Genomic DNA, 26,537 nt, shown 5'->3' with positions numbered 1-26,537 from the left:
CGCCCGGTTCGCTGGCCGGAACAGATCGCGACTAGGTGCGTTGACCTGCGCGGTATCGCACGAACGCCGGGATCAGCAGCGCCGCGGCGACGGTCGCGATCACCACCGCCACCCCGCCGTAGGCGGTGGCCGCGGCCACTCCGATCGAGGCGGCCGCGGTTCCGTGCGCGACGTCGGCGATGCGCGGACCGCCCGCGACCACCACGATGAACACGCCCTGGAGGCGGCCGCGCACCTCGTCGTTGGCCGCGGCGAGCAGGATCGTCTGGCGGAACGCGGCCGACGCCATGTCGGCTGCGCCGCCGATCATCAGCAGCACCACCGCGATGACGAGCATCGGCATCGCGGTGCCGTCGGCGAAGGCCACCGCGACGCCTGTGCCGGTGATCGCGACGCCCCAGATGATGATGCAGACGATCACCGCCAGTCCCTGACGCTGCACGCGCGACACCCATCCGGAGAAGACGCCGCCGACCACGGCGCCCGCGGAGATCGCGGTGAACAGCAGCGCGAAGGCGATGCCGCCACCCTCGGGACCACCGAAGTTCTCGTGCGCCATCTGCGGGAACAGGGCGCGGGGCATGCCGAAGATCATGGCGATGAGGTCGACAAGGAACGAGGCCATCAGGATCTTGTGCCCGGTCAGGTACCGCAGGCCCTCGACCACCGAGCGCACGCCCGCGACCTTGGGCGCCGCGTCGGACTCCGGCCGCAGCGACGGCAGCCAGACGACCGCGACGAGCGTGGGGAGCAGGAAGAGCGTGTCGACGAAGTAGAGCCACGAGTAGCCGAGCACCGGGATGAGCGCACCACCGACGAGCGGGCCGGCGATCGCCCCGGCCTGCATCACGGTCATGTTGAGCGACAACGCCGCCGGGAGTTCCCCGGCGTCGAGGAGTCGCGGCAACACCGCGGTCCGGGTGGGTTGGTTCACCGCGAAGAACGCCTGCTGAATCGCGAAGAGCGACAGGATGATCCAGACGTTGTCACCGCCCGCGGCCGCCTGTGCCCAGAACAGCGCGCTGCTGACGATGAGGCCGATCGAGGTGACGATCAGCAGGGTCCGACGGTCGAAGACATCGGCGAGGGCGCCGCCCCACAGCCCGAACACGACCAGCGGGACGAGACCGAAGACGCCCGTCAGGCCGACATACGCCGAGCTGCCGGTGATCTCGTAGATCTGGGCGGGCACCGCGACGATCGTGAGCTGCGATCCGATGACGGTGACGATGTTCGCCAGCCACAGCCGCCGGAAGTACTGATTGCGCAGCGGCGTCGTGTCGGCGAGGAGTCGTGACATTCCCACGATGCTATGGCTGTGACCGCCCTCACCCGACCTGTGGATGGCCCGTCGGCCTCCGGCCCGCGGCCTGCCGTCGCCTCCCGCGCCGTCGCGCGCGGACGATCACCCCCGCCTCACCGCAGGAGCGCCGGCGGCCGGGTCACGGCTGCAGCCGCTCGATCCGCCACTCGTGGTCGACGTGCGTGAGCCGGACCCGGTTGTGCAGGCGGTTGGCCCGTCCCTGCCAGAACTCGACCTCCTCGGGCAGGATGCGGTAGCCGCCCCAGTCGGGAGGACACGGGATCTCCTCGCCGCCGTCGAACCCGCCGAAACTCTCGGCCGTGTCGGCGGCCTTCTTCTCGAGGTCGAGGCGGCTGGCGATCGGACGCGACTGGTCCGACGCCCTGGCGGAGATCTGCGAGCCGCGGGGCCTCAGTTCCCAGTACGCCTGGGTCTCCTCGCGGCTCACATGTTCGACGGGACCGCGGAAGTGCACCTGACGCTCGAGCGCGATCCACGGGAACGTCACCGACGCGTAGGGGTTGTCGGCGAGTTGAAGGCCCTTGCCGGAGTTGTACCCGGTGAAGAACACGACCCCGTTGGCGTCGGCCCCTTTGCAGAGGACGCATCGGGTCGACACCCTCCCCCGGGCGTCGGCGGTGCCCAACACCATCGCGTTGGGTTCGGGAATCCGCGCGTCGAGCGCCTCACGCAGCCACACCTCGAAGAGATCCAACCAGGGCGGGTCCCCGCGCATCCAGCTGGGGTCGAGGTTCTCACGGATACCGTCCGCCCCGGCGGCACGATCTCCCTCGCCGATGTTGGGCGGGATCCCGCCGCCATAACCGACACGCATGTTCGGCAGGTCGATCGGGTTCCGGGATTTGTCCAACACAATCGTGAATTTACTCCGAGAACATTGTTCCGCCCTCGCACACGCCGCGGGGCGTGCTCATCTACAGTTCGATTCGGATCGACGCACACGAGAGCACGACACGGTTGTCAGTGAGGTGGTTGCCATGGCCAACGCGGTTCCCGAGGACTTCATCCCTGGTCTCGAGGGCGTGGTGGCATTCACCACCGACATCGCCGAGCCCGACAAGAACGGCGGCAACCTGCGATACCGCGGCGTCGACATCGAGGACCTGGTCGAGAACAAGGTCACCTTCGCCGACGTGTGGGCGCTGCTCGTCGACGGCAGGTTCGGCAACGGGCTCCCGCCGGCCGAACCCTTCCCGCTGCCCATCCACACCGGCGACGTGCGGGTCGACGTGCAGGCGGCTCTGGCGATGCTCGCCCCGATCTGGGGCTACGAGCCGCTGCTCGACATCGACGACGCCACGGCGCGGGAGAATCTCGCGCGGGCATCGGTCATGGCGTTGTCGTATGTGGCCCAGTCCGCGCGCGGCATCCACCAGCCCGCCGTGCCGCAGCGCGTCATCGACGAGTGCACCACCGTCACCGAACGTTTCATGACCCGGTGGAAGGGCGACCCCGATCCCAAGCACGTCGCGGCCATCGACGCCTACTGGGTGAGCGCCGCCGAACACGGTATGAACGCCTCGACCTTCACCGCGCGCGTCATCGCCTCGACCGGCGCCGACGTGGCGGCATGCCTGTCCGGCGCGATCGGCGCGATGTCGGGTCCGCTGCACGGAGGCGCCCCGGCGCGCGTGCTGCCGATGATCGAGGAGGTCGAGAAGACCGGCGACGCAAGGGGATTGGTGAAGGGAATCCTCGACCGCAAAGAGAAGCTGATGGGCTTCGGGCACCGCGTGTACCGCGCGGAGGACCCGCGGGCCCGGGTGCTCCGGCGCACCGCACAAGAACTGGGCGTGCCCCGTTACGAGGTGGCCGCCGCTCTCGAGCAGGCCGCGCTGACCGAGCTGCGTGAGCGTCGTCCCGATCGCGCGATCGAGACCAATGTCGAGTTCTGGGCCGCGGTCATCCTCGACTTCGCCGAGGTGCCGCCGCACATGATGCCCGCGATGTTCACCTGCGGCCGCACCGCCGGCTGGTGTGCACACATCCTGGAGCAGAAGCGCCTGGGCAAGCTGGTCCGACCCGCCGCCGTCTACACCGGCCCCGCACCGCGTCGTCCCGAGGACGTCGAGGGCTGGGGCGATGTGGTCAAGCCGGGGCTCTGAGCGTCGGACGAGCCACCCGAACCCCCAGGGCGGCGCCAGGGCCGCGAATCGTGCGCCGAAACCCTGCCAGTGGGCCGGCCGCGGATCCTGTTGGGCGGTGTCCGGGCCGCGCCGACGACGCGATAGCGTGACGAGAGTTCGGGCGCAACGAGCCATCCCACCACTTCCAGCCAGGCCGTTCGGGTCCCGGCGGAGTACCGATTCCCGACCGAGGTGGCCGGCACCTTCACCTTCATGTGGTCCGCCGAGAACGGAATCGATCTGCATTCTCGTGCGGCGGAGGTCATCCGCGCGCAGGTCGAGTCGTGTGCACTCTCACTCTACGGCGCCGACGCGGTGTACCCCGGCGCGGAGGAAGCCGCGCTAGATGCAGATATCAGATCGTCTGCCAATTGCGTTCGCCCCCACTACAGGCCACTACGAAGCGGCTATGCGTTTCAAGGAACCATCCACGCACATGTGGTCTCGGTGGAGTCGACGGGCACGTCGATCTCAGCTCATGTCTGCGAAACCCGCACCGGCAGGGCGCGACTCGACCCGGACAACCCTCACCTCGACGGCACCCCGGAATTCGACGTCCTCGACGGAACCGCAGGGATCCGGATCGTCGCACAGAAGCCCGCTGACGTCGCCGACACGCGAGCCGGCGCCGTACGGATCGCCCAGCCCGGTACGGGCAATCGCGAGCCACGGTACAACGTCTTTCACCCGTGGGTGTTCCCACCATTTGTGCTGCCCACGACGAAACCGCCTGCCGGAAATCTCACCAGCGACCCGATCTGCGAGAGCTGGGTGGCGCAGGCACTCAACCGTGTCCCCGCCTTCGCCGGACAGAATCCGTTCTACCCCCACCGCAGATTGAGATTTCTGACTCCGAAAGCCTTGGCCCCGAAGGATTCCCGACACTGCCCCAGTACCCGCTCTGGCCCGAACCCTAGCGCCGAGTGGCACCGCTCGATCGCGGTCGCGCGCCACAACTCCCGTCACTCTCCCGAGCCTCCCGGAGACGGACTCTTACAGGAGACGCGGGGGACGATACGACTCGACGACCGGGGCGCGCACGGTTGCGCGGCGAACCCGGCGCGAGCGGATCGAGCCGTCGGGGATGTCGTGCGCGCATCACCGCCGCCACGCGCGACACCGAGGTGTTCCCGGCGCATCGCGGTCACACAGTCACCCCCCGGTTTCGCGCATTCCGACTCGACGATCGTGGCATCGCTCCGCGATTCCGCACAGGACCGTACCGCCGAAACACGAGGTCGCCCCCGGGTGGCGTCCGCCACAACCCTAGAATCGAGGTCATGAGCGATACCGCGACCGCACCTGTCACCCTGCCCGCCGACCTGCTGCCGTCGGACGGCCGCTTCGGTTGCGGACCGTCGAAGGTGCGCCCCGAGCAGCTGCAGTCCCTCGTCGACACCGGCGCCAAGGTGTTCGGCACCAGCCACCGGCAGGCACCGGTGAAGAACGTCGTCGGTTCGATCCGCGAGGGTCTGGCCAACCTGTTCTCGCTGCCGGAGGGCTACGAGGTCGTCATCTCCAATGGTGGCACCACCGCCTTCTGGGATGCCGCCTCCTTCGGTCTGATCAAGCAGCGCTCGCTGCACCTGACCTACGGCGAGTTCTCGTCGAAGTTCGCGACCGTCAGCAAGAAGGCCCCGTTCCTGGACTCCCCGGCCGTCATCTCGACCGAGCCCGGCACCGCGCCTGATCCCTCGGCGCTCACCGCCGACGACTTCGGCGGCTGCGACCTCATCGGCTGGGCCCACAACGAGACCTCGACCGGTGTCGCGGTGCCTGTCGTCCGTCCCGCCGAGTCCGACGACGCGCTGATCGCGATCGACGCGACCTCGGGCGCCGGCGGCCTGCCGGTGAACATCGCCGACGCAGACGTCTACTACTTCGCGCCGCAGAAGTGCTTCGCCTCCGACGGCGGCCTGTGGGTCGCGCTGATGAGCCCGCGCGCGCTGGCCCGCATCGAGGAGATCGCCGCGACCGATCGCTGGTGCCCCGAGTTCCTGTCGCTGCCGACCGCCGTCGACAACAGCAGCAAGAACCAGACCTACAACACCCCCGCCGTCGGCTCGCTGCTGCTGTTCGCCAACCAGATCGAGTGGATGAACGACAACGGCGGCCTCGACTGGTGCGTCTCGCGCACCGCCGACTCCAGCTCGCGCCTCTACGCGTGGGCCGAGGCCAGCGAGTTCGCCACGCCGTTCGTCGCCGACCCGGCCAACCGCAGCCAGGTCGTCGGCACGATCGACTTCAACGACGACGTCGACGCCGCCGCGGTCGCCAAGACCCTGCGCGCCAACGGCATCGTGGACACCGAGCCGTACCGCAAGCTGGGCCGCAACCAGCTGCGCATCGGCATGTTCCCGGCGATCGAGCCGGAGGACGTCACCAAGCTCACCCAGTGCATCGACTACATCGTCGAGCGCCTCTGAGCCAGTCGCGAAACACCGTCGTCACCGGCGCGTCCGTACCTTCGGGTCGACGCGCCGGTGGCGTCTCGACCACCGGGTAGCCTGGATCCCACAGGCACCACCCGACTCACCGACCGCTACCGTCGCACCCGCCCCACACGTGCTGAACTGCGGTTTTACCGCGTGTCCCGGCAGGGACGACGGCCAGGGTGAGTTACTGTGACCACAATGCGTGCACCCACCGGAGGAGGAGCAGATGCGTGAGCTCCGCGTCGTCGGAGTGGAAACCGACGGTTCCCACGTCATCTGCCAAGACCCTCAGTCCGGTGAGAAATTCCGGATCGCCTCCGACGAACGCCTCCGCGCCGCGGCCCGCGGCGACATCACCAGGCTGGGACAGATCGAGATCGAGATGGAAAGTGCATTGAGGCCACGCGAGATCCAGGCGCGCATCCGTGGGGGCGCGTCGATCGCCGAAGTCGCCGCCGCAGCCGGCGTGGGTGTGGAGAAGATCGAACGCTTCGCCCATCCGGTCCTGCTCGAGCGCACCCGCGCCTGCGAACTCGCCGGTGCCGCGCATCCGATCCGGCACGACGGGCCGGCCGTCGCCACCCTCGCCGAGTCGGTCGCCGAGGGGCTTGTCGCCATGGGCCACAACCCCGCCGACGCCGACTGGGACGCGTGGAAGGGCGACGACGGCTACTGGGTGGTCCAGGTGGCGTGGAGCGTCGGCCGCACCGACAACCTCGCGCACTGGCGATACATACCGGGCACCCACGGCGGCACCGTCGACCCGCTCGACGACCTCGCCGACGAGCTCACCCACCCCGAGACCATCACGCCCCGGCGCCGGCTCACCCCGGTGTCGAATCCGGTGGTCACGCCCGAGGTCACGGTCGCGGCGTCGCCGGACGGTCGCGGGGAGGTGACCATCGACGCCAACAGCCTCATCGGTGCGCAGCGCGCCCGACAGGAGCGTCGTGCCGCCATCGAGGACGACGGCACCGTCCCCCTCGACTTCGGATTCGACGAGGAGGCGGAGCCGGCGGCACCCGAGGTTCGCCCGGTCACCCCGATCTCCGCGCCGGTCGCGCAGGCTCCCGCACGGTCCGCCGAGACCGCAACACCGGCCGCCGACGACGACGCAGCCGCACCTGCCGGCCCGCAGCAGACGGCGACGCCGGCACCCGCTCCCGAGGCGAGGCCCGCCGAGCCCGAGCACAAGGACCCCGCCGAACGCCCCCGGAAGAAGAAGTCCCGCAAGCCGGCGGTCCCGGCCTGGGAGGACGTCCTGCTCGGGGTCCGAAGCAACGGGAACAGCTGACAGATGACGGCACGCGCGGCCACCGTCTGGTTCATCGACTCCCCTGACCCGGCCGGCGACCTCCGGGCCGCGGTGCGTCCGTCGGACGGGGTTCCGAGGACACCGCACGACGTCGGGCACGCCCGACAACTGGCGTCGGGGATCTACGGCGACAGCGTTCTCGTCCCGGTCGTCGACACCGATCTCGCGTCCGCGGCCGCCGCTCGCGACAACCACGTCTACGCGGGGTTCTACGGCCCTCTCGCCGTGGTCTCGTGCTCGCTGTTCGAGACGACCACCCCGTCGACACTGTCCCGCACCCTGTCCGCGATCCGGCCGAGTTCGGTGATCACCCTGCTCTACGTGGAGCCGGAGACCGCGTTCGGCGCGTTCGCCCGCTGGGAACATGGCACGCTGCGGCGGTCGTTCTCCGCTGATCCGGTGACCATCCACGAGGACGAGGGACTCCCGTTCACCTTCGAGGGGCCGTTCTGGGGCGGCGAGTTCCCGCTGTCGGTCACCGACGGTCTCGGCACCGCGCCGATGGCGCTGCCCTTCCACCCGGGCCAACTCGCCGAGGAGGCCAACCGATCCTGGCTCGGGTTCCGGTACACCCACCCGCTCGCGCCGCACGACCTGGACCCGGCCGACATCACGGTCACCTGTTTCTCCCTGCACCCCGCGGAGTACGAACCGACCGACGAGGACCACGAGGCGTACCGGGCCGCGACCGCCGCACGTTTCGACGGCCACAGCGCTCGCGTCGAGCAGCGGCCACCGGCACACCCGGAGGAGCACGCAGGCCAGGGCGGACGCCGGAAGCGGGGACGGATCCGGGAGTACTTCGGGTTCTGATCTCTTCGCAGGCCCCGCCGACCGAGCGTGACCCACGCCATCTGCGCCGTACGCAAACGCCCGGCGACACGGGGCCGGAGCGGCTCAGCGCCCGATTACCAGCAGCGCGACCGACGACGCCACACCGGCCAGGAAACCTGTCAACAGCCCCCACACGATCCAGCGCCAGACCCGCCGGTGACGGAACTCCCAGAGCGTCCAGCCCAGGCCGCCGGCCACGACGACCACCGCCGCGAGGCCCAGGAATCGCTGGATGTTGCCGATCAACTCATAGATGCCGACGAGCACGAACGCGCCGAACAACGCGCAGATCACTGCGACGATGCTCCCGAGCCCCCACGGCGTGGGCTCGTCGGCGCCCACCCACGCAGGGGACTCGGCGTCGGCGGCGAACGGATCGCGGGTGTTCACTCCCCCATCGTGCCCGACCGGACACGCTCGTAGAACGCGACGGCCGCGGCGGTCGCGACATTGAGGGAGTCGGTGCCGCGGCTCATCGGGATGCGTGCCCTGACGTCGGTCGCGGCCATCGCCGAGCGTGTGAGTCCCGGTCCCTCGGCGCCGACGAGGAAGCCGATCTTCTCGGCGTCGACCGCCTCGGCGAGCGTGACCGCGGACGGGTCGGGGGTCATCGACACCAGGCGGAATCCGCGCGAGCGCAACTCGTCGAGCCCGTGCGGCCACTGCTCGAACTTCGCGAACGGCACCAGGAGCGCGTGCCCCATCGAGACGCGGACGCAGCGGCGGTAGAGCGGGTCGGCGCAGCCCTGCCCGAACAACACCGCGTCGACACCGAGGCCGGCGGCGTTGCGGAAGATCGACCCGATGTTCTCGTGGTCGTTGACGCCTTCGAGGATGGCGACGGTCGTCGCGTCGGCGATGACCTCCTCCACCGACAGCAGCGGTGGGCGACGGGCGACGGCGAGCACGCCGCGGTTGAGATGGAAGCCCACGATCTCGGCCATGACCTCCGCAGAGGTCCGGAAGAACGGCACACCGGCCAGTGACGGGTCGCGCAGATCGTCGTCGAGTTCGCCCAGCCGCTTGTCGACGCCGAGGAATGCGTGAGGCTCGAACCTCGAGGCGATCATGCGCTGGGCGACCAGCACACCCTCGGCGATGACCAGACCGCGCCCGGGGCGTCCGCCGGGGAGCACCGGCAGGTCGGGGCGGCGGTCGACCGAGTTGAGGTCGCGGAAATCCTCCACCCGCGGATCCTGCGGGTCGTCGATGTCGATCACGTCAACTGCGAGCCCAGGCACGCCGAACAGTGTGCCATCCGCGGCCTGGGCGACCACGGACACCGCCTTTCGACGCGCGTTCCCCGCCCCTACGGAGGACTCCGGGCGACACGGCGCGCCCCTGCGCCCGGCCCCGCCACTCCTCCATACCTCCGGCCGGACGACCGACTCGCTCGCCCGGTGCGTGCCCACCGAGACCGGATGTGAAAATGTGGAGGGCGTGACCAGTGTCTCCACCCCGAAGTCACGTCTGTCCCTGCAGCGCGCCACCGACGCGGACTGGGACGACATCATCACCACGGACGCACGCGCATTCGCCATGCGCAATCCGCTGCCGGACGACGAACGCGCCGACCTGCGCAACAAGGTCGCCGACGACGACATCGTCCTCGTGCGCGACACCGGGTTGAGTTCGAACCCGCTCGTCGGGGTGTCGATGTTCTACCGGATGTCGATGTCGCTGCCGGGCGCGGGTGTCGCCGACGCCGCGGGCCTGTCGTGGGTGTCGGTGGCCTCGACGCATCGCCGGCGCGGAATCCTGCGCCGCATGATCACCGAACTGTTCGAGCAGTGGGAGGCGGAGGACTTCACGTTCGCGATCCTCACCGCCAGCGAGGGCACCATCTACGAACGTTTCGGTTTCGGGCCGGCCTGCTTCTCGCACACCATCGCGCTGACGCCGGGCAACCCGGTGATGCGCAGCGCGCAACCGAGCGAGGCCACGGTCCGGTTCGCGAATCCGGACGAGATCGCCGCGGCGGTCCCCGATCTGCACGCCCGCTGGACCCTGGGCACGCCGGGCGCGCTCACCCGCACCCCCGAGTGGTGGGCGCCGATCCTCGCCGACCGCCCGTCGGAACGGCCGCTGAGCGCGAGCGGGCTGCACTACCTGCTGCACGACGACGGCTACGCGAGCTATCGCATCTACAAGGCCCCCTCCGGCGACGTCCGCGGCGAGGTCAACGAGATCTTCGCCGTGACCGACGACGCCCACACCGAACTGTGGCGCGTGCTCGTCAGCCTCGACCTCATCCCGTCCCTGACCGCGACCGTTCCCGTCGACGACCCGTTGCGCCACAAGCTGACCAACCTGCGCGCGGTGACGGTGACCGGCCGCCGCGACGAGATGTGGTTGCGCATCCTCGACGTCCCGGCCGCGCTGTCGGCGCGCAAATACGCCGCCGAGCTCGACGTCGTACTCGACATTGCCGACGAATTCCGCGGTCGCGGCGGCGTTTTCAAGCTCTCCGTGCGGGGCGGCGATGCGATCGTCACGCCGGCGGAGCCGGGCACGACGCCGACCGTGCGGATGGACACCTCGGTGCTGTCGAGCATCTATCTCGGCGGCATCAAGCCGTCGGAGTTCGCGGCCGCCGGCCGGCTCGACGTCGACTCACCGGCCACTCTCCGCGCTCTCGACCTGGCGTTCGGCACCGACCGGGCGCCGTTCTCGGGAACGTTCTTCTGACCGTCTCGTCCCCACTCGCCGAGACCCCGGAACACCCCGGACCGCGGTGAGTCGGCCTCTGCGTGAACGCAGGGCTCTGATCAGACGGCGCGACTGCGCGGGGCGTCGGCGTCGGGCACGGCCAGGATCTGGTTGAAGATCCGCACCCCTTCGCGCAACGTCTCGCGTTCGTCCGGGGTGAGTTCCCGCAGCCGGTCGCTGAGCCACGCCTTGCGCGCCTCGAGCTCCTCCTTGATGACGGCGAGCCCCTGCTCGGACAATGCCACGATCGCCTGCCGGCCGTCCGTGGGGTGCGGTTCCCGCTTGATCATCCCCAGATCCGCCAGCGAAGCGATGACCCTGGTCATCGACGGGGGTCGTACGCGCTCGGCCGCCGCCAGCGCCCCCGGGGTCATCGGACCCTCCTGATACAGCGTGTACATCGCCGACAGCTGGGTCAGGGAGACCACCCTGTTCTCTCGACGGCCGCGCAGGCGACGCCCGAGCCGGACCACGGCCAGGGACAGGTCTCCGGAAAGGCTTCCGTCACCGAATGGTGAGTGCATTGACACAATGTATGCGTAGAAAAGCGTACGAAGGACCTCGGAATCCCAAATTGACTCGCACGGACGACACCGACAGCGATCTGGGATCTCATCCCTAGGCGGCCTTCAGTGCCGGTTGCGGATGTCAGCCGATCAGATCGGAGATCGGACCCCGGGCAAAATAGGCGACGAAGATCGCCGCGACCAGCCACAACAGCGGGTGGACCGTGCGCGCCTTGCCGCTCGCGGTCGCCATGACCACCCAGCTGATGAAGCCGACGCCGATGCCGTTGGCGATCGAGTAGGTGAACGGCATCGACACGACCGTGAGGAATGCCGGCAGCGCGTACTCGAAGCGGGTGAAGTCGACGTCGCGCAGCTGCCCGATCATCATCGCGCCGACGATCACCAGCGCGGGCGCGACGGCCTCGAGCGGGATGATCTCGTAGAGCGGCGTCAGGAACATCGCGGCGAGGAACAGCGCGCCCGTGACAATGTTGGCGAGGCCCGTCCGGGCGCCTTCGGCGATGCCGGAGGCGGACTCGACGAAGACCGTGTTCGACGACGAGGAGGCCACACCGCCGGCGATGGCGCCGCTGCCCTCGATGACCAGCGCGCGGCCGATGCCCGGGAGATTGCCCTTCTCGTCGGCGAGACCGGCTTCCTTGCCGAGGCCGGTCATGGTGCCCATGGCGTCGAAGAAGTTCGACAGCACGAGGGCGAACACGAAGACCGATGCCGACAGGACGCCGATGCGGGTGAACGCGCCGAAGAGGTCGACGTCGCCGACCAGGCTAAGGTTCGGCAGGCTGCCGAGGGCGTTCGGGATGTCGGGCACCGACAGCCCCCAGCCCTTCGGGTTCTCCATGCTCGAGCCGTAGTCGAAGATCGATTCCAGGATGATCGACAAGACCGTCGTGATGACGATGCCGATCAGCAGACCGCCCGGCACCTTGCGCACGACGAGGATGCCCATGATCAGCACGCCGAGCGCGAAGACGAGGGTCGGGATGGAGGCGATCGAGTTGTCGATGCCGAGCTGGACGGGGACCGTGGTGCCCGCCGCGTCGGGGATGCGCTTGACGAAGCCGGCGTCGACGAACCCGATGAAGGCGATGAACGCCCCGATGCCGGCGGCGATCGCCGCCTTGAGTTCCGGTGGGACCGCGTTGAACACGGCGGTGCGGAAGCCGGTCACGGCCAGCAGCACGATGATGATGCCGTCGATGACCACGAGTCCCATCGCCTCCGGCCAGGTGACCTCGGGGGCGATGGAGACCGCGAGCAGGCTGTTGATGCCCAGGCCGGCCGCGATCGCGAACGGATAGTTGGCGACCAGGCCGAACAGGATCGACATGACGCCGGCGACGAGGGCGGTGACCGCCGCGACCTGCGCGAGCGGGAGCACGTTGCCGAGGACGTCGGTGTTCTTGTCGCCGCCGGGGATGCCGCCGATGATGATCGGGTTGAGCAGCACGATGTAGGCCATCGTGAAGAAGGTGACGAGACCGCCGCGCAGCTCTCGGCTGATCGTCGACCCGCGCTCGGTGACCTTGAAGAAGCGGTCGACACGGCCGCCGGGGATCGAGGTCGACGGCCCCTTGGTGGTGGTGGGCCCCGTCTCCGCGGGCACCGGATCGGGTGTCGGTTCTGATGCCGCCGTGGTGGCGGTGTCGTCGGGTGTCGCGTCGCCGGAGTCACTCGGAACGTGGTTCGTCACCTGTCGAAAGCTACTCTGTGACCCATGTCCGATGAAGTCGACATCCCCGAACTGCCCCGAGTTCTCCGCGCGCCGGAGCCGGTGATCGTGGTCGGGATGCTGTCGTGGGTGGTCGCGACGCTGGTTGTCGCACTCACCGACATCGGCGGCGACAAGGCCCTGCAGATCTGCTTGGTCGGACTCGGCGTCGGACTGCTCGGCACGACCATCGTGATCGTCCAGAAGGCCGCTGTCCGACGCGGAGCCAAGGGAGCTCAGGTCGGATTGGACTGACGGCTCCGACCCGACCCACCGGCCGTCGGGTCGTCGAAGATCCAGCCGAGGTGTTCTCGCCCCCACCCGCGCACCTCGTCCTCATCGGCGAACGGGCGCGTCTCCAGCGTGGTCAACAGCAGTGAATGGGTGATCCGGACCATGACCTCGGCCATGTGGCGCGCCTGTGCGGTCGTCTGCTCCGGACCCGCCAGCCCGCCCACGCGGGCGGCGAGGTAGTCGACGGCCCGGTCGAACACCGGCCTCGACGCCACCGTGAGGACGCGAAGCGTGGTCGCCGGGTCGGCGTCGTATTCACGGACCAACAGCGGGTGGTCGTAGAAGGCCCAGAAGATCTGGGCGAAGCCCTCGACGAGGCGCTCCCGTGGATCGTCCACCGCCGCCAGGCTCTGGTCGACACGGTCGAAGAGCGCATCCGCCTCCCGTGACAGGAGGTCGGTGAAGAGATCCTCCTTGTGGGGCCAGCGACGGTAGACCGTCATGTGCGAGACGCCGGCCACAGCGGCGATGGCCTCGACGGAGGTCCGCTTGATCCCCTTGGCGAGGACCGACGACATCGCCGCGTCGAGGATCTTCTGTCCCGTGCGCTCCGCACGCGACATGCCCGGGGTCTTCACACAGACATCTTCCCAATGTTAGCGTCCAGCGCAACCACTAACATTTTACCCGGGGGAACGATGACCATCACCGACCAGCCGAAGCCCGTCGACACCCAGACGCGGACGTCGGCCGCCTCAGTCGATCTCACCGACCTGCCGCCGGCCGTGGAGCAGTTCCGGTGGCACCTGGGCAGCGTGCTCTTCGGATTCTTCGGCGCGTCGTTCTTCGACCAGGTCGCGCTGGAGCCCGTGGCCGCCGCGGTCGACCGCACGGGCCGCTTCGCCGACAACTTCGTCGATCGCGGACTCCGCAGCTTCGGCGCCGAACAGCTGGTGCTGTGGGGTGACGAGCGCACGCGGAACTCCTTCGCCGACCGGCTCAAGTTCCTGCATCGGGAGGTCCGCGGCGCCGGAGTGGGCGACTTCGCCCAGACGCGCTACAGCGCCCTGGATCCGACGTTGTGGAACTGGATCGCGATGAGCGCCATGATGGGTTACCTCCACAGCTTCACCCCGTGCACGGGCATCGCACTCACCCCGGACGAGGAGGAACTCGCCTACGCGCTCATGCTCGAGCGGTTCGGCGTGCTGCAGTTGCCCGGCAGGTCCTACGGACTCCCGCCCACGCTGGCCGATGCGCAGCGCTGGTACGACGACGTCGTCGCCGAACGCGTGCAGCCGAATCCGTTCCTCGACGAGGTCACCGAGGCGCTGACCCGACTGCCGCTGCCGACGATCGGCCTCCCGCCCGTGGTCCGGGCCGCCCTGACCCCCGTCTGGCTCGTCATCCGCCCGGTCGCCGGCCACGTGGTCAAGGTGTGCTCGTTCAGCATCATGCATCCCGGCGTCCGCGCGGCGACCCCGGTGCGACTCGGCCGTCGTGAACGCTGGGAGTTCCGGCTCTACCAGCGTCTGCTGCAGACCGCGTGGCGCCGACTTCCGCGTCGAATCGTGCTGACCCCCATGGCCTATCACGAGTACCGCCGCGAACGTCTGGCACAGACGTACCGATCGATCCAGCTGGACTCGTTCGCGCCGGAGTGCCCGGCGTCGGCAGGACGGTAGCCGGATCTCCCCGACGACTCGAAGAGTTGCATCCGCGGAGCCCGCAGCCGATTGACGACTGGCTTTCCGTGCGGCCCTCTGTCTAATGTTGAGTCCGCATGTGGTCCGCCGTGCCGAGAGAAATGGAGCCCCTACTCCCCGCACGGCGTCGAGTCCGCCGGCCAGTCCGGCGGACGAGAGGGAATCCGGTGCGAATCCGGAGCTGTCCCCGCAGCGGTATGCCGTAACGACCACCGTCAACAGCACTGAGCCCGCAGGGCTTGGGAAGCGACGGTCAGTAGGAATGCTCTTGTCGAGCAACGACGGCGAGCCCGAAGACCTGCCATGTGTACCGGGCGCGCCGCGTCCGGTGGCTCGCCGCCTCGAGGATTGGGCGCAGGTCGAACTGGCGTTGGTTCGTGCGCGTACGACGCACCCGGGGCTTCTTCGACTCTCCCCGAAATGGGCGGCGGTCCATCCGTTTCGTCCGTAGGAGAAGTCGACGACCATGTCCGACACCACCGGCCGCGCGTCAGCGGCACCATTCACCACAACCGTTCTCGGGACCGCGCGTATCGGACCGAGGCGCGAACTGAAGCGAGCCGTCGAAGGCTACTGGGCCGGCCGAACGAGCCGTGCCGAACTCGAGGAGACCGCCGCCGAACTCCGACGGGCCCAGTGGCGAGAGCTCGTCGACGCGGGCCACGACTCGGTCCCGGTGAACACCTTTTCCTATTATGACCAGGTCCTCGACACGGCGGTGATGCTCGACGCACTCCCCGATCGCTTCGCCGGTGCCGACGATCCGCTCGACCGCTACTTCGCGGCGGCGCGCGGCACCGCCGACATCGCGCCGCTGGAGATGACCAAGTGGTTCGACACCAACTATCACTATCTGGTGCCCGAGATCGGACCCTCCACCGCATTTCGGCTGCAGGCGGACAAGATCCTCGCCGAGGTCGCCGAGGCTCTCGAGGCGGGAGTGCCGGCGCGGCCGGTCGTCGTCGGTCCGGTCACTTTCCTCGCGCTGTCCAAACCGGTCGACGGAGCGGGCACGCCGCTCGGTCGCCTCGATGAGCTGGTCCCCTGCTACCGCGAGCTACTCGCTGAGCTCGCCGACGCCGGGGTGGGGTGGGTGCAGATCGATGAACCGATCCTTGTCACCGATTCCGCCGCAGATCTCGGGTCGATGGCGGAGAGGGTCTACACCTCGTTGGGGGCCGAGACCCACCGGCCGTCGATCGTCGTGGCCACCTACTTCGGCGACCCGGGATGCAGGCTCACCAGCCTGTCACGGACGCCGATCGAGGGCATAGCCGTCGATCTCATCGAGGGAAGCCTCGAGACCGTCTCCGGCACACCTGGTCTGGCGGACAAACTCCTCGTCGCCGGAGTCGTGGACGGCCGCAACGTCTGGCGCACAGATCTGGACAAGGCGCTCGGCACGCTGGGCACCCTCCTCGGTTCCGCCGGGTCGATCGCGGTGTCCACGTCGTGCTCGACCCTGCACGTCCCGTACACGCTGGCTGCCGAGGACGATCTCGACGCCGGACTGCGCGGCTGGCTCGCTTTTGCGTCGGAGAAGTTCCGAGAGGTGAGCGTGCTCGCAGGTGCCCTACGCGACGGACGCGCGGCGCACGCCGTCGCGTTCACCGAGTGCAAGACTGCACTCGCGAGTCGCGCGACAGATCCGAGGCTGCACAACCCAGCTGTCCGGGGGCGCCTCGCTGCCATCACCGTCCAGGACGCCACCCGTGCCCCTGCTCCCGAACGTGCTGCTGCACAACGGGAACGACTGGATCTTCCTGTCCTTCCCACCACCACGATCGGGTCCTACCCGCAGACGTCGGCGATCCGTCTGGCACGGGCCTCGCTGCGCGCGGGTGAGATCGATGCAGAGGAGTACCGGTCTCGGATGCGGTCGGAGATCGCCGATGTCATCGAGCTGCAGGAGTCGATCGGTCTCGACGTCCTGGTGCATGGTGAGCCCGAACGCAACGACATGGTGCAGTACTTCGCCGAGCAGCTCGACGGGTTCTTTGCGACTGCGAACGGCTGGGTGCAGTCGTACGGAACCCGGTGTGTCCGGCCGCCGATCCTGTTCGGGGACGTCTCGCGCCCCCAGCCGATGACGGTGGACTGGACCACGTATGCGCAGAGCCTCACCGACAAGCCGGTGAAGGGGATGCTGACCGGCCCGGTCACCATCCTCGCCTGGTCGTTCGTCCGCGACGACCAGCCGCTGTCGGAGTCGGCCTTCCAGATCGCCCTCGCGATACGCGACGAGACGATCGACCTCGAGAACGCCGGTGTCGGGATCATCCAGGTCGACGAACCCGCGCTGCGCGAGCTACTACCCCTCCGCGACGCCGACAAGCCCGAATACCTCGCGTGGGCCGTGCGGGCGTTTCGGCTCGCGACCTGCGGCGTCCGTGACGACACCCAGGTGCACACCCATCTCTGCTACTCCGAGTTCGGTGAGGTCATCGGGGCCATCGCGGAGCTCGATGCCGATGTCACCTCGATCGAGGCGGCGCGATCCCACATGGAGGTTCTCGGCGTCCTCGATGAGGCCGGGTTCCGCAACGCGGTGGGACCCGGTGTCTACGACATCCATTCGCCCCGAGTGCCTGACACGCAGGAGATCGCCGAATCCCTGCGGGCAGCGCTGGAAACGGTCGGCCCCGCGCGGTTGTGGGTCAATCCCGATTGCGGCCTGAAAACAAGGACCACCGGTGAGGTCGTCGCGTCGTTGACCAACCTGGTTGCCGCGACCACCCAGCTGCGGCCGGAAGTGCAGTCCACCCTGCGATGACATGAGACCGGCCATCGTCGTCTTTCAGACGACGATGGCCGGTCTCGTTGCCACTCAACGAACTTCAACGATCAGGTCGCCCGCCTCGACCTGGGAGTCACCGCCGACGGCAACCCTGACCACGGTGCCGCCGCGCGGTGCGGTGATCGTCGACTCCATCTTCATCGCCTCGATGCCCGCGACCCGGCCGCCCGGCGGCACCTCGTCACCCACCGACACGGCGACACTCACGACACCCGCGAATGGAGCGGCGATGTGTCCGGAGTCGTTCGGGTCGGCCTTTTCCGCCGTCGCGACCTCGACGCCGACCGAGCGGTCCCGAACCCGCACCGGCCGCAACTGCCCGTTGAGGACGCACATGACCGTGCGCATCCCCCGCTCGTCCGGTTCGCCGATCGCCTCGAGCGCGATGATCAGCTCGACCCCGGGTTCGAGCTCGACCCGGTGTTCCTCGCCGTGACGCACGCCGTAAAAGAACTGGTTCGCCGACAACCGGAAGGTGTCGCCGTATCTCCGGCGATGCTCCTCGAACTCGCTCGTCGGCCCCGGGAAGAGCAGACGATTCAGCGTTGCCCGCCGCTCCGCGCCCGGGTTCTGGAGCCGCCGCTCATCCTCCGGTTCGAGCCCGAGGCTCCTCACCCCCACCTCGCGTCCGGCAAGCGCTTTGGTACGCAACGGTTCCGGCCAGCCGCCCGCGGGATCGCCGAGTTCCCCTCGCAGGAAACCGATCACCGAGTCGGGGATGTCGTAGGCCGCTGGATTCCGAGTGAACTCAGCGGCGCTGACACCCCGCCCCACCAGGGCCAGCGCGAGATCGCCGACGACCTTCGACGACGGGGTGACCTTGATGAGTCCCCCGAGCATCTGGTCTGCATCCGCGTATGCCCTCTCCACGGCCTCGAACCGGTCGCCCAAGCCGAGCGCCATCGCCTGCTGCCGCAGGTTCGACAGTTGCCCTCCGGGGATCTCGTGTGTGTAGACACGCCCCGTCGGAGCAGGAATACCAGACTCGAACGGTGCGTACACCTGTCGGAGAGCTTCCCAGTAGGGCTCCAGGTCACAGACCGCCGAGAGATCCAGACCGGTGTCCCGCTCGGTGTTGGCCGTCGCGGCGACGATCGCCGACAATGCCGGCTGACTCGTGGTGCCCGCCAATGCGGCGGACGCACCGTCGACCGCGTCCGCGCCGGCTTCCCAGGCCGCGAGATAGGTGGCCAGTTGGCCACCGGGCGTGTCGTGGGTGTGGACATGGATGGGCAGATCGAACTCGGCACGCAACGCACCCACCAGACGCCTAGCCGCGGGAGGCCGTAGCAGTCCTGCCATGTCCTTGATCGCCAGGATATGGGCCCCGGCGGAGACGATCTGCTCGGCCAACTTGAGGTAGTAGTCGAGGGTGTACAGGTCTTCGCCCGGATCAGTGAGATCACCCGTGTAGCTCAACGCCACCTCGGCCACCGCGGTCCCGGTCTCGCGCACGGCGTCGATGGCCGGTCGCATCGCCTCGACGTTGTTGAGCGCGTCGAAGATCCGGAAGATATCGATGCCGGTCGAGGTCGCTTCCTGGACGAAAGCGGTCGTGACCTGGGTCGGATAAGGGGTGTAGCCGACGGTGTTGGCGCCGCGCAGCAGCATCTGCAGGCAGATATTCGGCATTGCCTCACGCATCTGCGCCAAGCGTTCCCACGGATCCTCCTTGAGGAACCGCAGCGCCACGTCGTAGGTCGCACCGCCCCAGCACTCCACCGAGAGCAGTTCCGGCGTCAGCGCCGCGACATACGGCGCCACCGCGATCAGCTCGCTCGTACGGACCCTGGTCGCCAGCAACGACTGGTGCGCGTCACGGAAGGTCGTGTCGGTGACACCCAGCTGCTTCCGCGCCCGCAGGTCCGCCGCGAAGCCCTCGGGCCCGAGTTCGAGGAGACGTTGCCGCGAGCCCGGACGCGGTGTCGCGAGCAATCCCTGGTCCACCGTGGGGAGCTTGTCGCGCGGATACACCGTCGAGGGATGGTCTCCGTGAGGTTTGTTCACGGTGACATCCGCGAGATATTCGAGGAGCCGGGTGGCCCGGTCCGCCGACGTTCGAGCCGTCAACAGGCTGGGGCGCTCCTCGATGAACGACGTCGTGACGCGGCCGGCCCGGAAATCGGGGTCGTCGAGAACCGCTTGGAGGAACGGGATGTTCGTGGCCACTCCGCGAATCCGGAACTCGGCCACCGCGCGACGCGCACGCGCTGCCGCAGTGGCGAGGTCGCGGCCGCGGCAGGTCAGTTTCACCAGCATCGAATCGAAGTGCGCCGCCACCTCGGCACCGAGTACCGCGCTCCCGTCGAGCCGCACGCCGGCTCCCCCGGGCGTTCGGTATGCGGTGATCCGGCCGGTGCCCGGACGGAACCCGTTGGCCGGGTCCTCGGTGGTGATGCGGCACTGCAGGGCAGCACCGCGGATCGCGATGGATTCCTGTGCCAGACCGAGGTCCGCGAGACTCTCACCGGCGGCGATGCGTAGCTGGGACTGGACGAGGTCGACGTCGGTGATTTCCTCGGTGACGGTATGTTCCACCTGGATTCGCGGGTTCATCTCGATGAACACGTGATTGCCGTCTCGATCGAGCAGGAACTCCACCGTTCCCGCGCACGAGTAACCGATGTGCGCGGCGAACCTGACCGCATCCGCGCAGATGCGGTCGCGCAGTCCAGGACTGAGCCCGGGCGCCGGCGCGACCTCGACGACCTTCTGGTGTCGTCGTTGCAGGCTGCAATCACGCTCGAAGAGGTGGATAACATTGCCCTGATGATCGGCCAGAATCTGCACCTCGATGTGGCGGGCGTCGACCACCGCTTGTTCGAGGAACACCGTCGGATCCCCGAACGCCGCCTCGGCCTCTCGCGATGCCACGGCGATCGCCTCAGGTAGATCCCCCAGGCACTTGACGCGGCGCATGCCACGTCCGCCTCCGCCGGCGACGGCCTTCACGAACACCGGGAAACGGATGTCCTTCGCGGCAGACACCAACTCGTCCACATCGGACGACGGCACCGTGGACGCGAGGACCGGCAGTCCGGCTTCACGCGCCGCCGCCACCGCCCGCGCCTTGTTCCCGGCCAGTCTGAGGACTTCGGGATCGGGCCCCACGAACGTGATGCCGGCCTCGACGCAGGCTGCGGCGAGACGGGGGTTTTCGGAGAGGAACCCATACCCCGGATACACCGCGCCCGCGCCCGATCGGATTGCCGCACCGATGATCTCGTCCACCGATAGGTACGCTCGGACCGGATGTCCGGGCACACCGATCTGGTATGCCTCGTCGGCCTTCAATCGGTGAGGCGAATTCCTGTCCTCGTATGGATAGACCGCAACAGTCCGCGCGCCGAGTTCATACGCCGCGCGGAATGCGCGGACCGCGATCTCGCCACGATTGGCGACCAGAACCTTGTCGAACACGTGGTGACTCTTCCCTCTTGTCATGTCGATCGCACCCACCGGGGCCCGGTCGCGACCGGATGGGTCGGCCGGGCCCCGGCAAGCATGGTGGTTACGCGCTGTTCCCGGTTCACGTACCCAAGGCACGCTGCGGATGCCCGGAGTACTCACTCAGGGGCCGGATGAGCGCATTCGCCGACACCTGCTCGATGATGTGTGCCGTCCAACCGGTGATCCGGCTCATCACGAACATCGGCGTGAACGAACCGATGTCGAAGCCCATCAGGTGATAGGCGGGCCCGGTGGGGAAATCCAGGTTCGGTTTGATCCCGGTGCGCGCGTTCATCTCGTCCTCGAGTTCGTGATAGATCTCGAGCCATCGGCTGTCCCCGAGGTGCTCCGAGACCTCCACGAGCGCCGCTTTCATGGTCGGGACTCGCGAGTCACCGTTCTTGTAGACACGATGACCGAATCCCATCACCTTCTCCTTGCGGGCGAGCTTGCCCTGTAGCCATTCTCGAGCGCGTTCCGAGCGATCGATCTCGATCATGTCGTACATGACGGCCTCGTTGGCACCCCCGTGCAGGGAGCCCTTCAGCGCACCGATGGCAGCGGTGACCGCGCTGTACATGTCCGACCTGGTGGAGGTGACCACGCGCGCCGCGAATGTCGAGGCGTTGAAGCTGTGCTCCGCGTAGAGGATCATCGACTTCTCGAAGGCGTTGCGCAGGACGGGATCCCCCGCCTCACCGAAACACATGGTGAAGAAGTTCTCCACATAGCCGAGGTGACTGTGCGGCGCGAGCGGCTCCAGTCCGCGCCGACGCCGCATGTCGGCGGCGACGATCGTCGGCAGGACGGCGAACAATCGGATCGCCTTATCGAGGTTGGCACGCTCGTCCGTCTGGTCCTCGAGCGGATCGTCCGCGCCGAGGTAGCTGATGGCAGTACGGACGACATCCATCGGATGGCACGTCTCCGGCAGCTTCGCCAGCAGCGCCAGCAGTCCTCTGCCGACACGTCGCGAGGCCCGCTCCTTCTGGACGAACGCCTCGAGCTGAAGCGAGGTCGGGAGCTCGCCGTACCACAGCAGGTAGGCGACCTCCTCGAAGGAGCAGCGGGCCGCGAGATCCTGAACCGGGTAACCGCGATAGATCAACGAGTTGGTCTCGGGGACGACCTTGGAGATCGCGGTCGTGTCCACGACGACGCCGGCGAGCCCCTTGTGGATGATCCGGCGCGTCGGCGCTGCCGGAGACTCTGTGACACTCATGAGCGCACCTCCTCGATGGTGAAGTTGAACAGGGCTGAATCGAAGGTGTTGTAGTCGGGGTAGCGGAGCAGCTCGTAGAGGCGCTTACGGTGCTGCATCTTGTCGAGAAGTCTCGATTGTGTTCCGCACGAGCGGATCTCACGGAGGCCGTCCTCAACCGCGCCCATCGCGATACGCAGCGTGGTGACCGGGTAGATGACGGCGTTGTATCCGATGCCGGACAGTTGTTCCGCGGTCAGCAGTTCCGACTTTCCGAACTCCGTCATATTGGCCAGCAAGGGCACATCCACCGCTTTACGGAACGCCTCGAACTCCGACAGATCACGCAGTGCCTCGGTGAAGATCATGTCCGCACCGGCGTCGACGTAGGCCTTCGCCCGGTCGGTCGCGGCGTCGATCCCCTCGAGCGCCCGTGCGTCCGTGCGAGCGCAGATCACGAAGTCCGTGTCCCGGCGGGCCGATACCGCAGCTCCGATCCGGCGGAGCATCACCTCGGTCGGGACCACAGCCTTGCCGTCGAGGTGGCCGCACCGTTTCGGATTCACCTGATCCTCGAGATGGCATCCGGCCAGACCCGCGTCCTCGAGCGACGCGATGGTGCGCGCCGCATTCATCGGTTCCCCGAACCCGGTGTCGGCATCGATGAGCGTCGGCAGTTCGGTCGCCCGCGCGATCTGGCCGCCGCGATTGGCGACCTCGGACAGCGTGGTGAGTCCGATGTCGGGCAGTCCGAGATCGGCGGAGAGCACCGCGCCGGAGACATACACGCCCTCGAACCCGACATCGGCGATCAGCTTTGCGACCAGCGGAGAGAAGGCACCGGGCCAGCGCTGCAACGTCCCCGAGGCAAGACCCGCCCGCAGCGCGCGACGCTTGGCATGCGCATCGACAGTCGACGAGAACAGTCCCTGGCTCCCGCTCATCAGAAGATTCCCTCGGGGAGGATCGGAGCCTTGTCGAGCACGTTCGGCAGTACCGACACGTTCAATCCTGCGAGTTCGTCGCCACTCAGATTTGCCAGGTTCGCAGCCACGGCGAGGAACCGGCGCTGCTCGTCAGCATCGACGATCCCCTCGGCAAGAGCGGCGAACTTGGCCGTGTACTGTTCGCGGCCGAACGGCCGCGCGCCCAGCGGGTGCGCGTCGGCCACGGCCAGCTCGTCGATGATGACATCACCGTTCTTCATGGTGATGACCGCTCGTGCACCAAACGCCTTCTCGTTGGGGTCCTCCGAGTGATAGCGCCGGGTCCATTCGGGATCCTCGACGGTCGAGATCTTGCGCCAGAGTTCGATCGTGTCGGGACGGTTGGCCCGCTCCGGGGCGTAGGAGGCCTCGTGGTGCCAGGTGCCGTCCTGCAGTGCGACCGCGAAGATGTACATCACCGAGTGATCCAGGGTCTCGCGGCTGGCACCGGGGTCGAACTTCTGCGGGTCGTTCGATCCGGTTCCGATCACCACGTGCGTGTGGTTGGAGGTGTGCAGGACGATCGATTCGATGTCGTCGAGGTTGGGGATTCGTGTCCGCAACCGGCGGGCCAGATCGATCGGCGCCTGACTCTGATACTCGGCCGAGTGTTCTTTCGTGTAACTGTCGAGGATCGCGCGCTTCGGCTCTCCCGGCCCGGGCAACGGAACAGTGTACTCGGCATCCGGCCCATCGAGGAGCCAGGCGATGACACCATCTTCACCCTCATAGATCGGTGCGGGTGCCCCTTCGCCACGCATCGCGCGGTCGACCGCTTCGATCCCTATCTTGCCGGCGTGTGCGGGCGCGAAAGCCTTCCAGCTCGAGATCAGGCCCTTCCGCGATTGCCGCGTCGCCGTGGTCAGATGCAGCGCCTGCCCGACGGCCTGATAGATGGTCTCGATGTCGAGGCCGAGCATCGTACCGATCCCCGCCGCAACCGACGGGCCGAGGTGGGCGACATGGTCGATCTTGTGCTTGTGCAGCGAGATTCCGCGGACGAGGTCGATCTGGATCTCGTAGGCCGTCGCCAGGCCACGGATCAGATCCTTTCCGCTACAGCCCTTGTGCTGCGCGACCGCCACGAGGGCCGGGATGTTGTCGCCCGGATGCGAGTACTCGGCAGCGAGGAAGGTGTCGTGGAAGTCGAGTTCGCGAACGGCGACCCCGTTCGCCCAGGCCGCCCACTCCGGTGAAACCCGGCCGCTGACGCCGAAGACAGTGGCCCCTGGAGACGCGGGGTGCGCGAGTGCCTGCGCCCGGGCGGTGGTGACGGGACGCCGCATCGCCGACGCCGCGCTGACCGCAGCGTTGTCGATAATGCGATTGATGATCATCTCGGCGGTATCGGCAGGCACTTCGACCGGGTCGACGGCGACCTCGGCGATCTTCTGGGCGAGGTGTTCGGACTGAGGGAAGTCGTCGGCACTGCGGCGGACACGGACTTTGTGTTCGATCATGATTCGCACCGTACGCAGCCGACCACGAACAGCGAAAGAGCTGGCAAATGTATATTTTTGCGGAATCTCTTGCGCGCTCTTGCGAACGCTGTAAACGCACTGACACGGTAGTATCGACCACATGGCCAGAACTTCTACCGGCACCGGACGCCTCTACGTCGGCGCCCGATTGAGGCGTCTGCGCGCCGACCACGGCCTGTCACAGGCCGCCCTGGCACGGCGGATCAATCTCTCGACCAGTTATGTCAATCAACTCGAGAACGACCAGCGTCCGATCACGGTACCGGTGCTGATGACACTGACCCGGGAGTTCGGCCTCGATCCGAACTACTTCTCCGCCGATGGCGACGCACGTCTGGTCGCCGACGTCGTCGATGCCCTCGCCCCCCATATCGACCTAGGCGACTCCCACCGGTCCGAGGTCGCCGAGCTGGTGGCCCGGATGCCCGATGTCGCGCACGCCCTGGTGTCGATGCATCGCAGCTTGTCCTCCGCGACAACGGAGTTGGAGACCTATCGGGCACATGTGACCGAACCGGGGAATACCGCGCTGCCGCCGATGCCGTTCGAGGAGGTACGGGACTTCTTCTACGACAACAAGAATCACTTCGTCGAGCTCGATGATGCGGCCGAGTCCCTGTTCGAGGGCCATCGACTCTCGATCGGCGGACTCGACGTTCAACTCACGGATCTCCTCGCCTCGGAGTACGACGTGCGGGTCAAGATCCTTGCACCTCCCGGTGCACGGGCCGGTAACGCGGGCGGTCCCAAACGACGCTTCGACACCGAGACCCGCACGCTTTACCTCGCGCGAACCCTTACCTCAGGTCAGCGCGCTTTCCAGATGGCGACGCAGATCGCACTCATGACCCAAGACGTTCTGATCGAGCGGCTGATCGCCGGCGCCGACCGACTGAGCCAGACTTCGGTACCAGTAGCCCGCATCGGTCTCGCGAACTACTTCGCCGGCGCACTAATCCTTCCCTACAGCCGGTTTCTGCACGCCGCCGAGGAGTGGCACTACGACATCGAGATGCTCGGCCTCCACTTCGAGGTGGGGTTCGAGACGGTCTGCCACCGCCTGTCGACGCTTCAACGACCGGGAAACCAGGGTGTGCCGTTCATCTTCGTACGCACCGACCGCGCCGGCAATATTTCAAAACGTCAGTCCGCAACCGCTTTTCACTTCTCACGAGTCGGCGGTAGCTGCCCGCTCTGGGTGGTTCACGACGCGTTCACCGCCCCCGGCCGCATCCACATCCAGGTGTCTCAGATGCCCGATGGCCGTTCCTACTTCTGGGTCGCGCGGACCACCGACGACGGACGATCGTCGTACCTGGGAACCCGCAAGACCTTTGCGGTCGGACTGGGATGTGACCTCACACACGCACACAAACTCGTCTACTCGACCGGCGTCGATCTGCACGATCCCAGAACGATGGTCCCGATCGGCGCGGGCTGCAAGGTGTGCGAACGAGACGCATGCCCGCAGAGAGCGTTCCCCCAGATCGGTAGACCGTTGAACGTGGACTCACGGATCAGCGACTCGATACCGTACCGCCCGGCCCCTGACACTCCGCGCGAGCACCACTGAGGCCCCAACCTCGCGGTGCGACATCCGACCGCGGGCCACGACGGTTCATCACCAGAGATGCCCGAACCACACCATGCACTCCACCGCACAGAAGGCTACGGCCCTGCTGCCGATTCGGGGCGCAC

Annotated in this window: 20 protein-coding genes and 1 riboswitch; of the genes, 9 read left to right on the top strand and 11 right to left on the bottom strand. The window is 67.7% G+C overall.

Annotated features, from left to right (window positions below; translation table 11 throughout):
* Positions 1 to 31: 31 nt before the first annotated feature.
* Positions 32 to 1,300, bottom strand: a complete 1,269-nt coding sequence (locus tag GP2_RS01965; protein WP_006898778.1) for an MFS transporter — start codon at positions 1,298 to 1,300, stop codon at positions 32 to 34.
* Positions 1,301 to 1,442: 142 nt separating this feature from the next.
* Positions 1,443 to 2,138 carry a pyridoxamine 5'-phosphate oxidase gene (pdxH, locus tag GP2_RS01960; protein ID WP_174320687.1) on the bottom strand — a complete coding sequence of 232 codons (696 nt, stop codon included), beginning with the start codon at positions 2,136 to 2,138 and terminating at the stop codon, positions 1,443 to 1,445.
* Between the two features lie 163 nt (positions 2,139 to 2,301).
* Between pdxH and GP2_RS01955 the strand changes: the two genes are divergently transcribed.
* The 4 genes from GP2_RS01955 (at position 2,302) to GP2_RS01935 (ending at position 8,013) form a co-directional block, all read left to right on the top strand.
* Positions 2,302 to 3,429 carry a citrate synthase 2 gene (locus tag GP2_RS01955; protein ID WP_006898776.1) on the top strand — a complete coding sequence of 376 codons (1,128 nt, stop codon included), beginning with the start codon at positions 2,302 to 2,304 and terminating at the stop codon, positions 3,427 to 3,429.
* Positions 3,430 to 4,730: 1,301 nt separating this feature from the next.
* Positions 4,731 to 5,876, top strand: a complete 1,146-nt coding sequence (gene serC / locus GP2_RS01945; protein ID WP_040526229.1) for a phosphoserine transaminase — start codon at positions 4,731 to 4,733, stop codon at positions 5,874 to 5,876.
* A gap of 235 nt (positions 5,877 to 6,111) precedes the next feature.
* On the top strand, positions 6,112 to 7,179 hold the full coding sequence (sepH, locus tag GP2_RS01940; protein WP_006898773.1) for a septation protein SepH: 1,068 nt from the start codon (positions 6,112 to 6,114) through the stop codon (positions 7,177 to 7,179).
* A 3-nt stretch (positions 7,180 to 7,182) separates the two neighbouring features.
* Positions 7,183 to 8,013: a DUF6928 family protein gene (locus GP2_RS01935; protein WP_006898772.1), complete on the top strand. Its 831-nt coding sequence runs from the start codon at positions 7,183 to 7,185 to the stop codon at positions 8,011 to 8,013.
* 84 nt (positions 8,014 to 8,097) lie between these two features.
* On the opposite strand, the gene GP2_RS01930 is transcribed toward GP2_RS01935, so the two are convergent.
* Complete coding sequence (locus tag GP2_RS01930; protein ID WP_006898771.1) at positions 8,098 to 8,424, bottom strand: DUF2537 domain-containing protein; 327 nt, start codon at positions 8,422 to 8,424, stop codon at positions 8,098 to 8,100.
* Entirely contained in the window at positions 8,421 to 9,275 is an 855-nt protein-coding gene (locus GP2_RS01925) for a TrmH family RNA methyltransferase (RefSeq protein WP_040526256.1), read from the bottom strand. The genes GP2_RS01930 and GP2_RS01925 overlap by 4 nt, the downstream gene beginning before the upstream one ends.
* Positions 9,276 to 9,474: 199 nt before the next feature.
* Here GP2_RS01925 and GP2_RS01920 point away from each other — a divergent pair, with 199 nt between their 5' ends.
* Complete coding sequence (locus GP2_RS01920; protein WP_040526254.1) at positions 9,475 to 10,722, top strand: GNAT family N-acetyltransferase; 1,248 nt, start codon at positions 9,475 to 9,477, stop codon at positions 10,720 to 10,722.
* 80 nt (positions 10,723 to 10,802) lie between these two features.
* Here GP2_RS01920 and GP2_RS01915 read toward each other — a convergent pair whose 3' ends face one another.
* Positions 10,803 to 11,267 (bottom strand): MarR family transcriptional regulator, encoded by a 465-nt coding sequence (locus tag GP2_RS01915; protein WP_040526228.1) that lies wholly within the window; start codon positions 11,265 to 11,267, stop codon positions 10,803 to 10,805.
* A 124-nt stretch (positions 11,268 to 11,391) separates the two neighbouring features.
* On the bottom strand, positions 11,392 to 12,966 hold the full coding sequence (locus tag GP2_RS01910) for an NCS2 family permease (protein WP_040526226.1): 1,575 nt from the start codon (positions 12,964 to 12,966) through the stop codon (positions 11,392 to 11,394).
* Between the two features lie 24 nt (positions 12,967 to 12,990).
* Between GP2_RS01910 and GP2_RS01905 the strand changes: the two genes are divergently transcribed.
* Positions 12,991 to 13,239, top strand: coding sequence for a DUF2530 domain-containing protein (locus tag GP2_RS01905; protein ID WP_006898766.1), 249 nt, complete (start codon positions 12,991 to 12,993; stop codon positions 13,237 to 13,239).
* Here GP2_RS01905 and GP2_RS01900 read toward each other — a convergent pair.
* Positions 13,221 to 13,856: a TetR/AcrR family transcriptional regulator gene (locus GP2_RS01900; RefSeq protein WP_006898765.1), complete on the bottom strand. Its 636-nt coding sequence runs from the start codon at positions 13,854 to 13,856 to the stop codon at positions 13,221 to 13,223. The genes GP2_RS01905 and GP2_RS01900 overlap by 19 nt on opposite strands.
* Before the next feature lie 60 nt (positions 13,857 to 13,916).
* On the opposite strand from GP2_RS01900, the gene GP2_RS01895 reads away from it, so the two are divergent.
* On the top strand, positions 13,917 to 14,903 hold the full coding sequence (locus GP2_RS01895) for an oxygenase MpaB family protein (RefSeq protein ID WP_006898764.1): 987 nt from the start codon (positions 13,917 to 13,919) through the stop codon (positions 14,901 to 14,903).
* Between the two features lie 152 nt (positions 14,904 to 15,055).
* Positions 15,056 to 15,226: riboswitch (cobalamin riboswitch) on the top strand.
* A gap of 164 nt (positions 15,227 to 15,390) precedes the next feature.
* Complete coding sequence (gene metE / locus GP2_RS01890; protein ID WP_006898762.1) at positions 15,391 to 17,697, top strand: 5-methyltetrahydropteroyltriglutamate--homocysteine S-methyltransferase; 2,307 nt, start codon at positions 15,391 to 15,393, stop codon at positions 17,695 to 17,697.
* Between the two features lie 54 nt (positions 17,698 to 17,751).
* Here metE and GP2_RS01885 read toward each other — a convergent pair whose 3' ends face one another.
* From GP2_RS01885 to prpD, 4 genes are all read right to left on the bottom strand, one after another.
* Positions 17,752 to 21,141 carry a pyruvate carboxylase gene (locus GP2_RS01885; protein ID WP_006898761.1) on the bottom strand — a complete coding sequence of 1,130 codons (3,390 nt, stop codon included), beginning with the start codon at positions 21,139 to 21,141 and terminating at the stop codon, positions 17,752 to 17,754.
* Positions 21,142 to 21,250: 109 nt separating this feature from the next.
* On the bottom strand, positions 21,251 to 22,393 hold the full coding sequence (locus GP2_RS01880) for a bifunctional 2-methylcitrate synthase/citrate synthase (RefSeq protein WP_006898760.1): 1,143 nt from the start codon (positions 22,391 to 22,393) through the stop codon (positions 21,251 to 21,253).
* A complete protein-coding gene (gene prpB / locus GP2_RS01875; protein WP_006898759.1) occupies positions 22,390 to 23,316 on the bottom strand; it encodes a methylisocitrate lyase in 927 nt (308 codons plus the stop codon). Before prpB ends, GP2_RS01880 begins: the two co-directional genes overlap by 4 nt.
* Positions 23,316 to 24,818: a 2-methylcitrate dehydratase PrpD gene (gene prpD / locus GP2_RS01870; RefSeq protein ID WP_006898758.1), complete on the bottom strand. Its 1,503-nt coding sequence runs from the start codon at positions 24,816 to 24,818 to the stop codon at positions 23,316 to 23,318. The genes prpB and prpD overlap by 1 nt, the downstream gene beginning before the upstream one ends.
* Positions 24,819 to 24,939: 121 nt before the next feature.
* On the opposite strand from prpD, the gene GP2_RS01865 reads away from it, so the two are divergent.
* Entirely contained in the window at positions 24,940 to 26,412 is a 1,473-nt protein-coding gene (locus GP2_RS01865) for a short-chain fatty acyl-CoA regulator family protein (protein WP_006898757.1), read from the top strand.
* Positions 26,413 to 26,537 lie beyond the last annotated feature (125 nt).

This window comes from Gordonia paraffinivorans NBRC 108238 (assembly GCF_000344155.1).
GTDB lineage: Bacteria > Actinomycetota > Actinomycetes > Mycobacteriales > Mycobacteriaceae > Gordonia > Gordonia paraffinivorans.
Note: the sequence above shows the minus strand (reverse complement) of the source record. Positions and strands in the feature narration are given on the sequence as shown.

What these genes read in the sequence shown, in the direction of transcription:
- GP2_RS01865 (WP_006898757.1), top strand. Translation starts at nt 24,940, where the DNA reads ATGGCCAGAACTTCTACCGGCACCGGACGCCTCTACGTCGGCGCCCGA.
- sepH (WP_006898773.1), top strand. Translation starts at nt 6,112, where the DNA reads ATGCGTGAGCTCCGCGTCGTCGGAGTGGAAACCGACGGTTCCCACGTC.
- prpD (WP_006898758.1), bottom strand. Translation starts at nt 24,818, where the DNA reads ATGATCGAACACAAAGTCCGTGTCCGCCGCAGTGCCGACGACTTCCCT.
- GP2_RS01895 (WP_006898764.1), top strand. Translation starts at nt 13,917, where the DNA reads ATGACCATCACCGACCAGCCGAAGCCCGTCGACACCCAGACGCGGACG.
- GP2_RS01965 (WP_006898778.1), bottom strand. Translation starts at nt 1,300, where the DNA reads ATGTCACGACTCCTCGCCGACACGACGCCGCTGCGCAATCAGTACTTC.
- prpB (WP_006898759.1), bottom strand. Translation starts at nt 23,316, where the DNA reads ATGAGCGGGAGCCAGGGACTGTTCTCGTCGACTGTCGATGCGCATGCC.
- GP2_RS01880 (WP_006898760.1), bottom strand. Translation starts at nt 22,393, where the DNA reads ATGAGTGTCACAGAGTCTCCGGCAGCGCCGACGCGCCGGATCATCCAC.
- GP2_RS01935 (WP_006898772.1), top strand. Translation starts at nt 7,183, where the DNA reads ATGACGGCACGCGCGGCCACCGTCTGGTTCATCGACTCCCCTGACCCG.
- GP2_RS01915 (WP_040526228.1), bottom strand. Translation starts at nt 11,267, where the DNA reads ATGCACTCACCATTCGGTGACGGAAGCCTTTCCGGAGACCTGTCCCTG.
- serC (WP_040526229.1), top strand. Translation starts at nt 4,731, where the DNA reads ATGAGCGATACCGCGACCGCACCTGTCACCCTGCCCGCCGACCTGCTG.
- GP2_RS01955 (WP_006898776.1), top strand. Translation starts at nt 2,302, where the DNA reads ATGGCCAACGCGGTTCCCGAGGACTTCATCCCTGGTCTCGAGGGCGTG.
- metE (WP_006898762.1), top strand. Translation starts at nt 15,391, where the DNA reads ATGTCCGACACCACCGGCCGCGCGTCAGCGGCACCATTCACCACAACC.
- GP2_RS01905 (WP_006898766.1), top strand. Translation starts at nt 12,991, where the DNA reads ATGTCCGATGAAGTCGACATCCCCGAACTGCCCCGAGTTCTCCGCGCG.
- pdxH (WP_174320687.1), bottom strand. Translation starts at nt 2,138, where the DNA reads ATGCGTGTCGGTTATGGCGGCGGGATCCCGCCCAACATCGGCGAGGGA.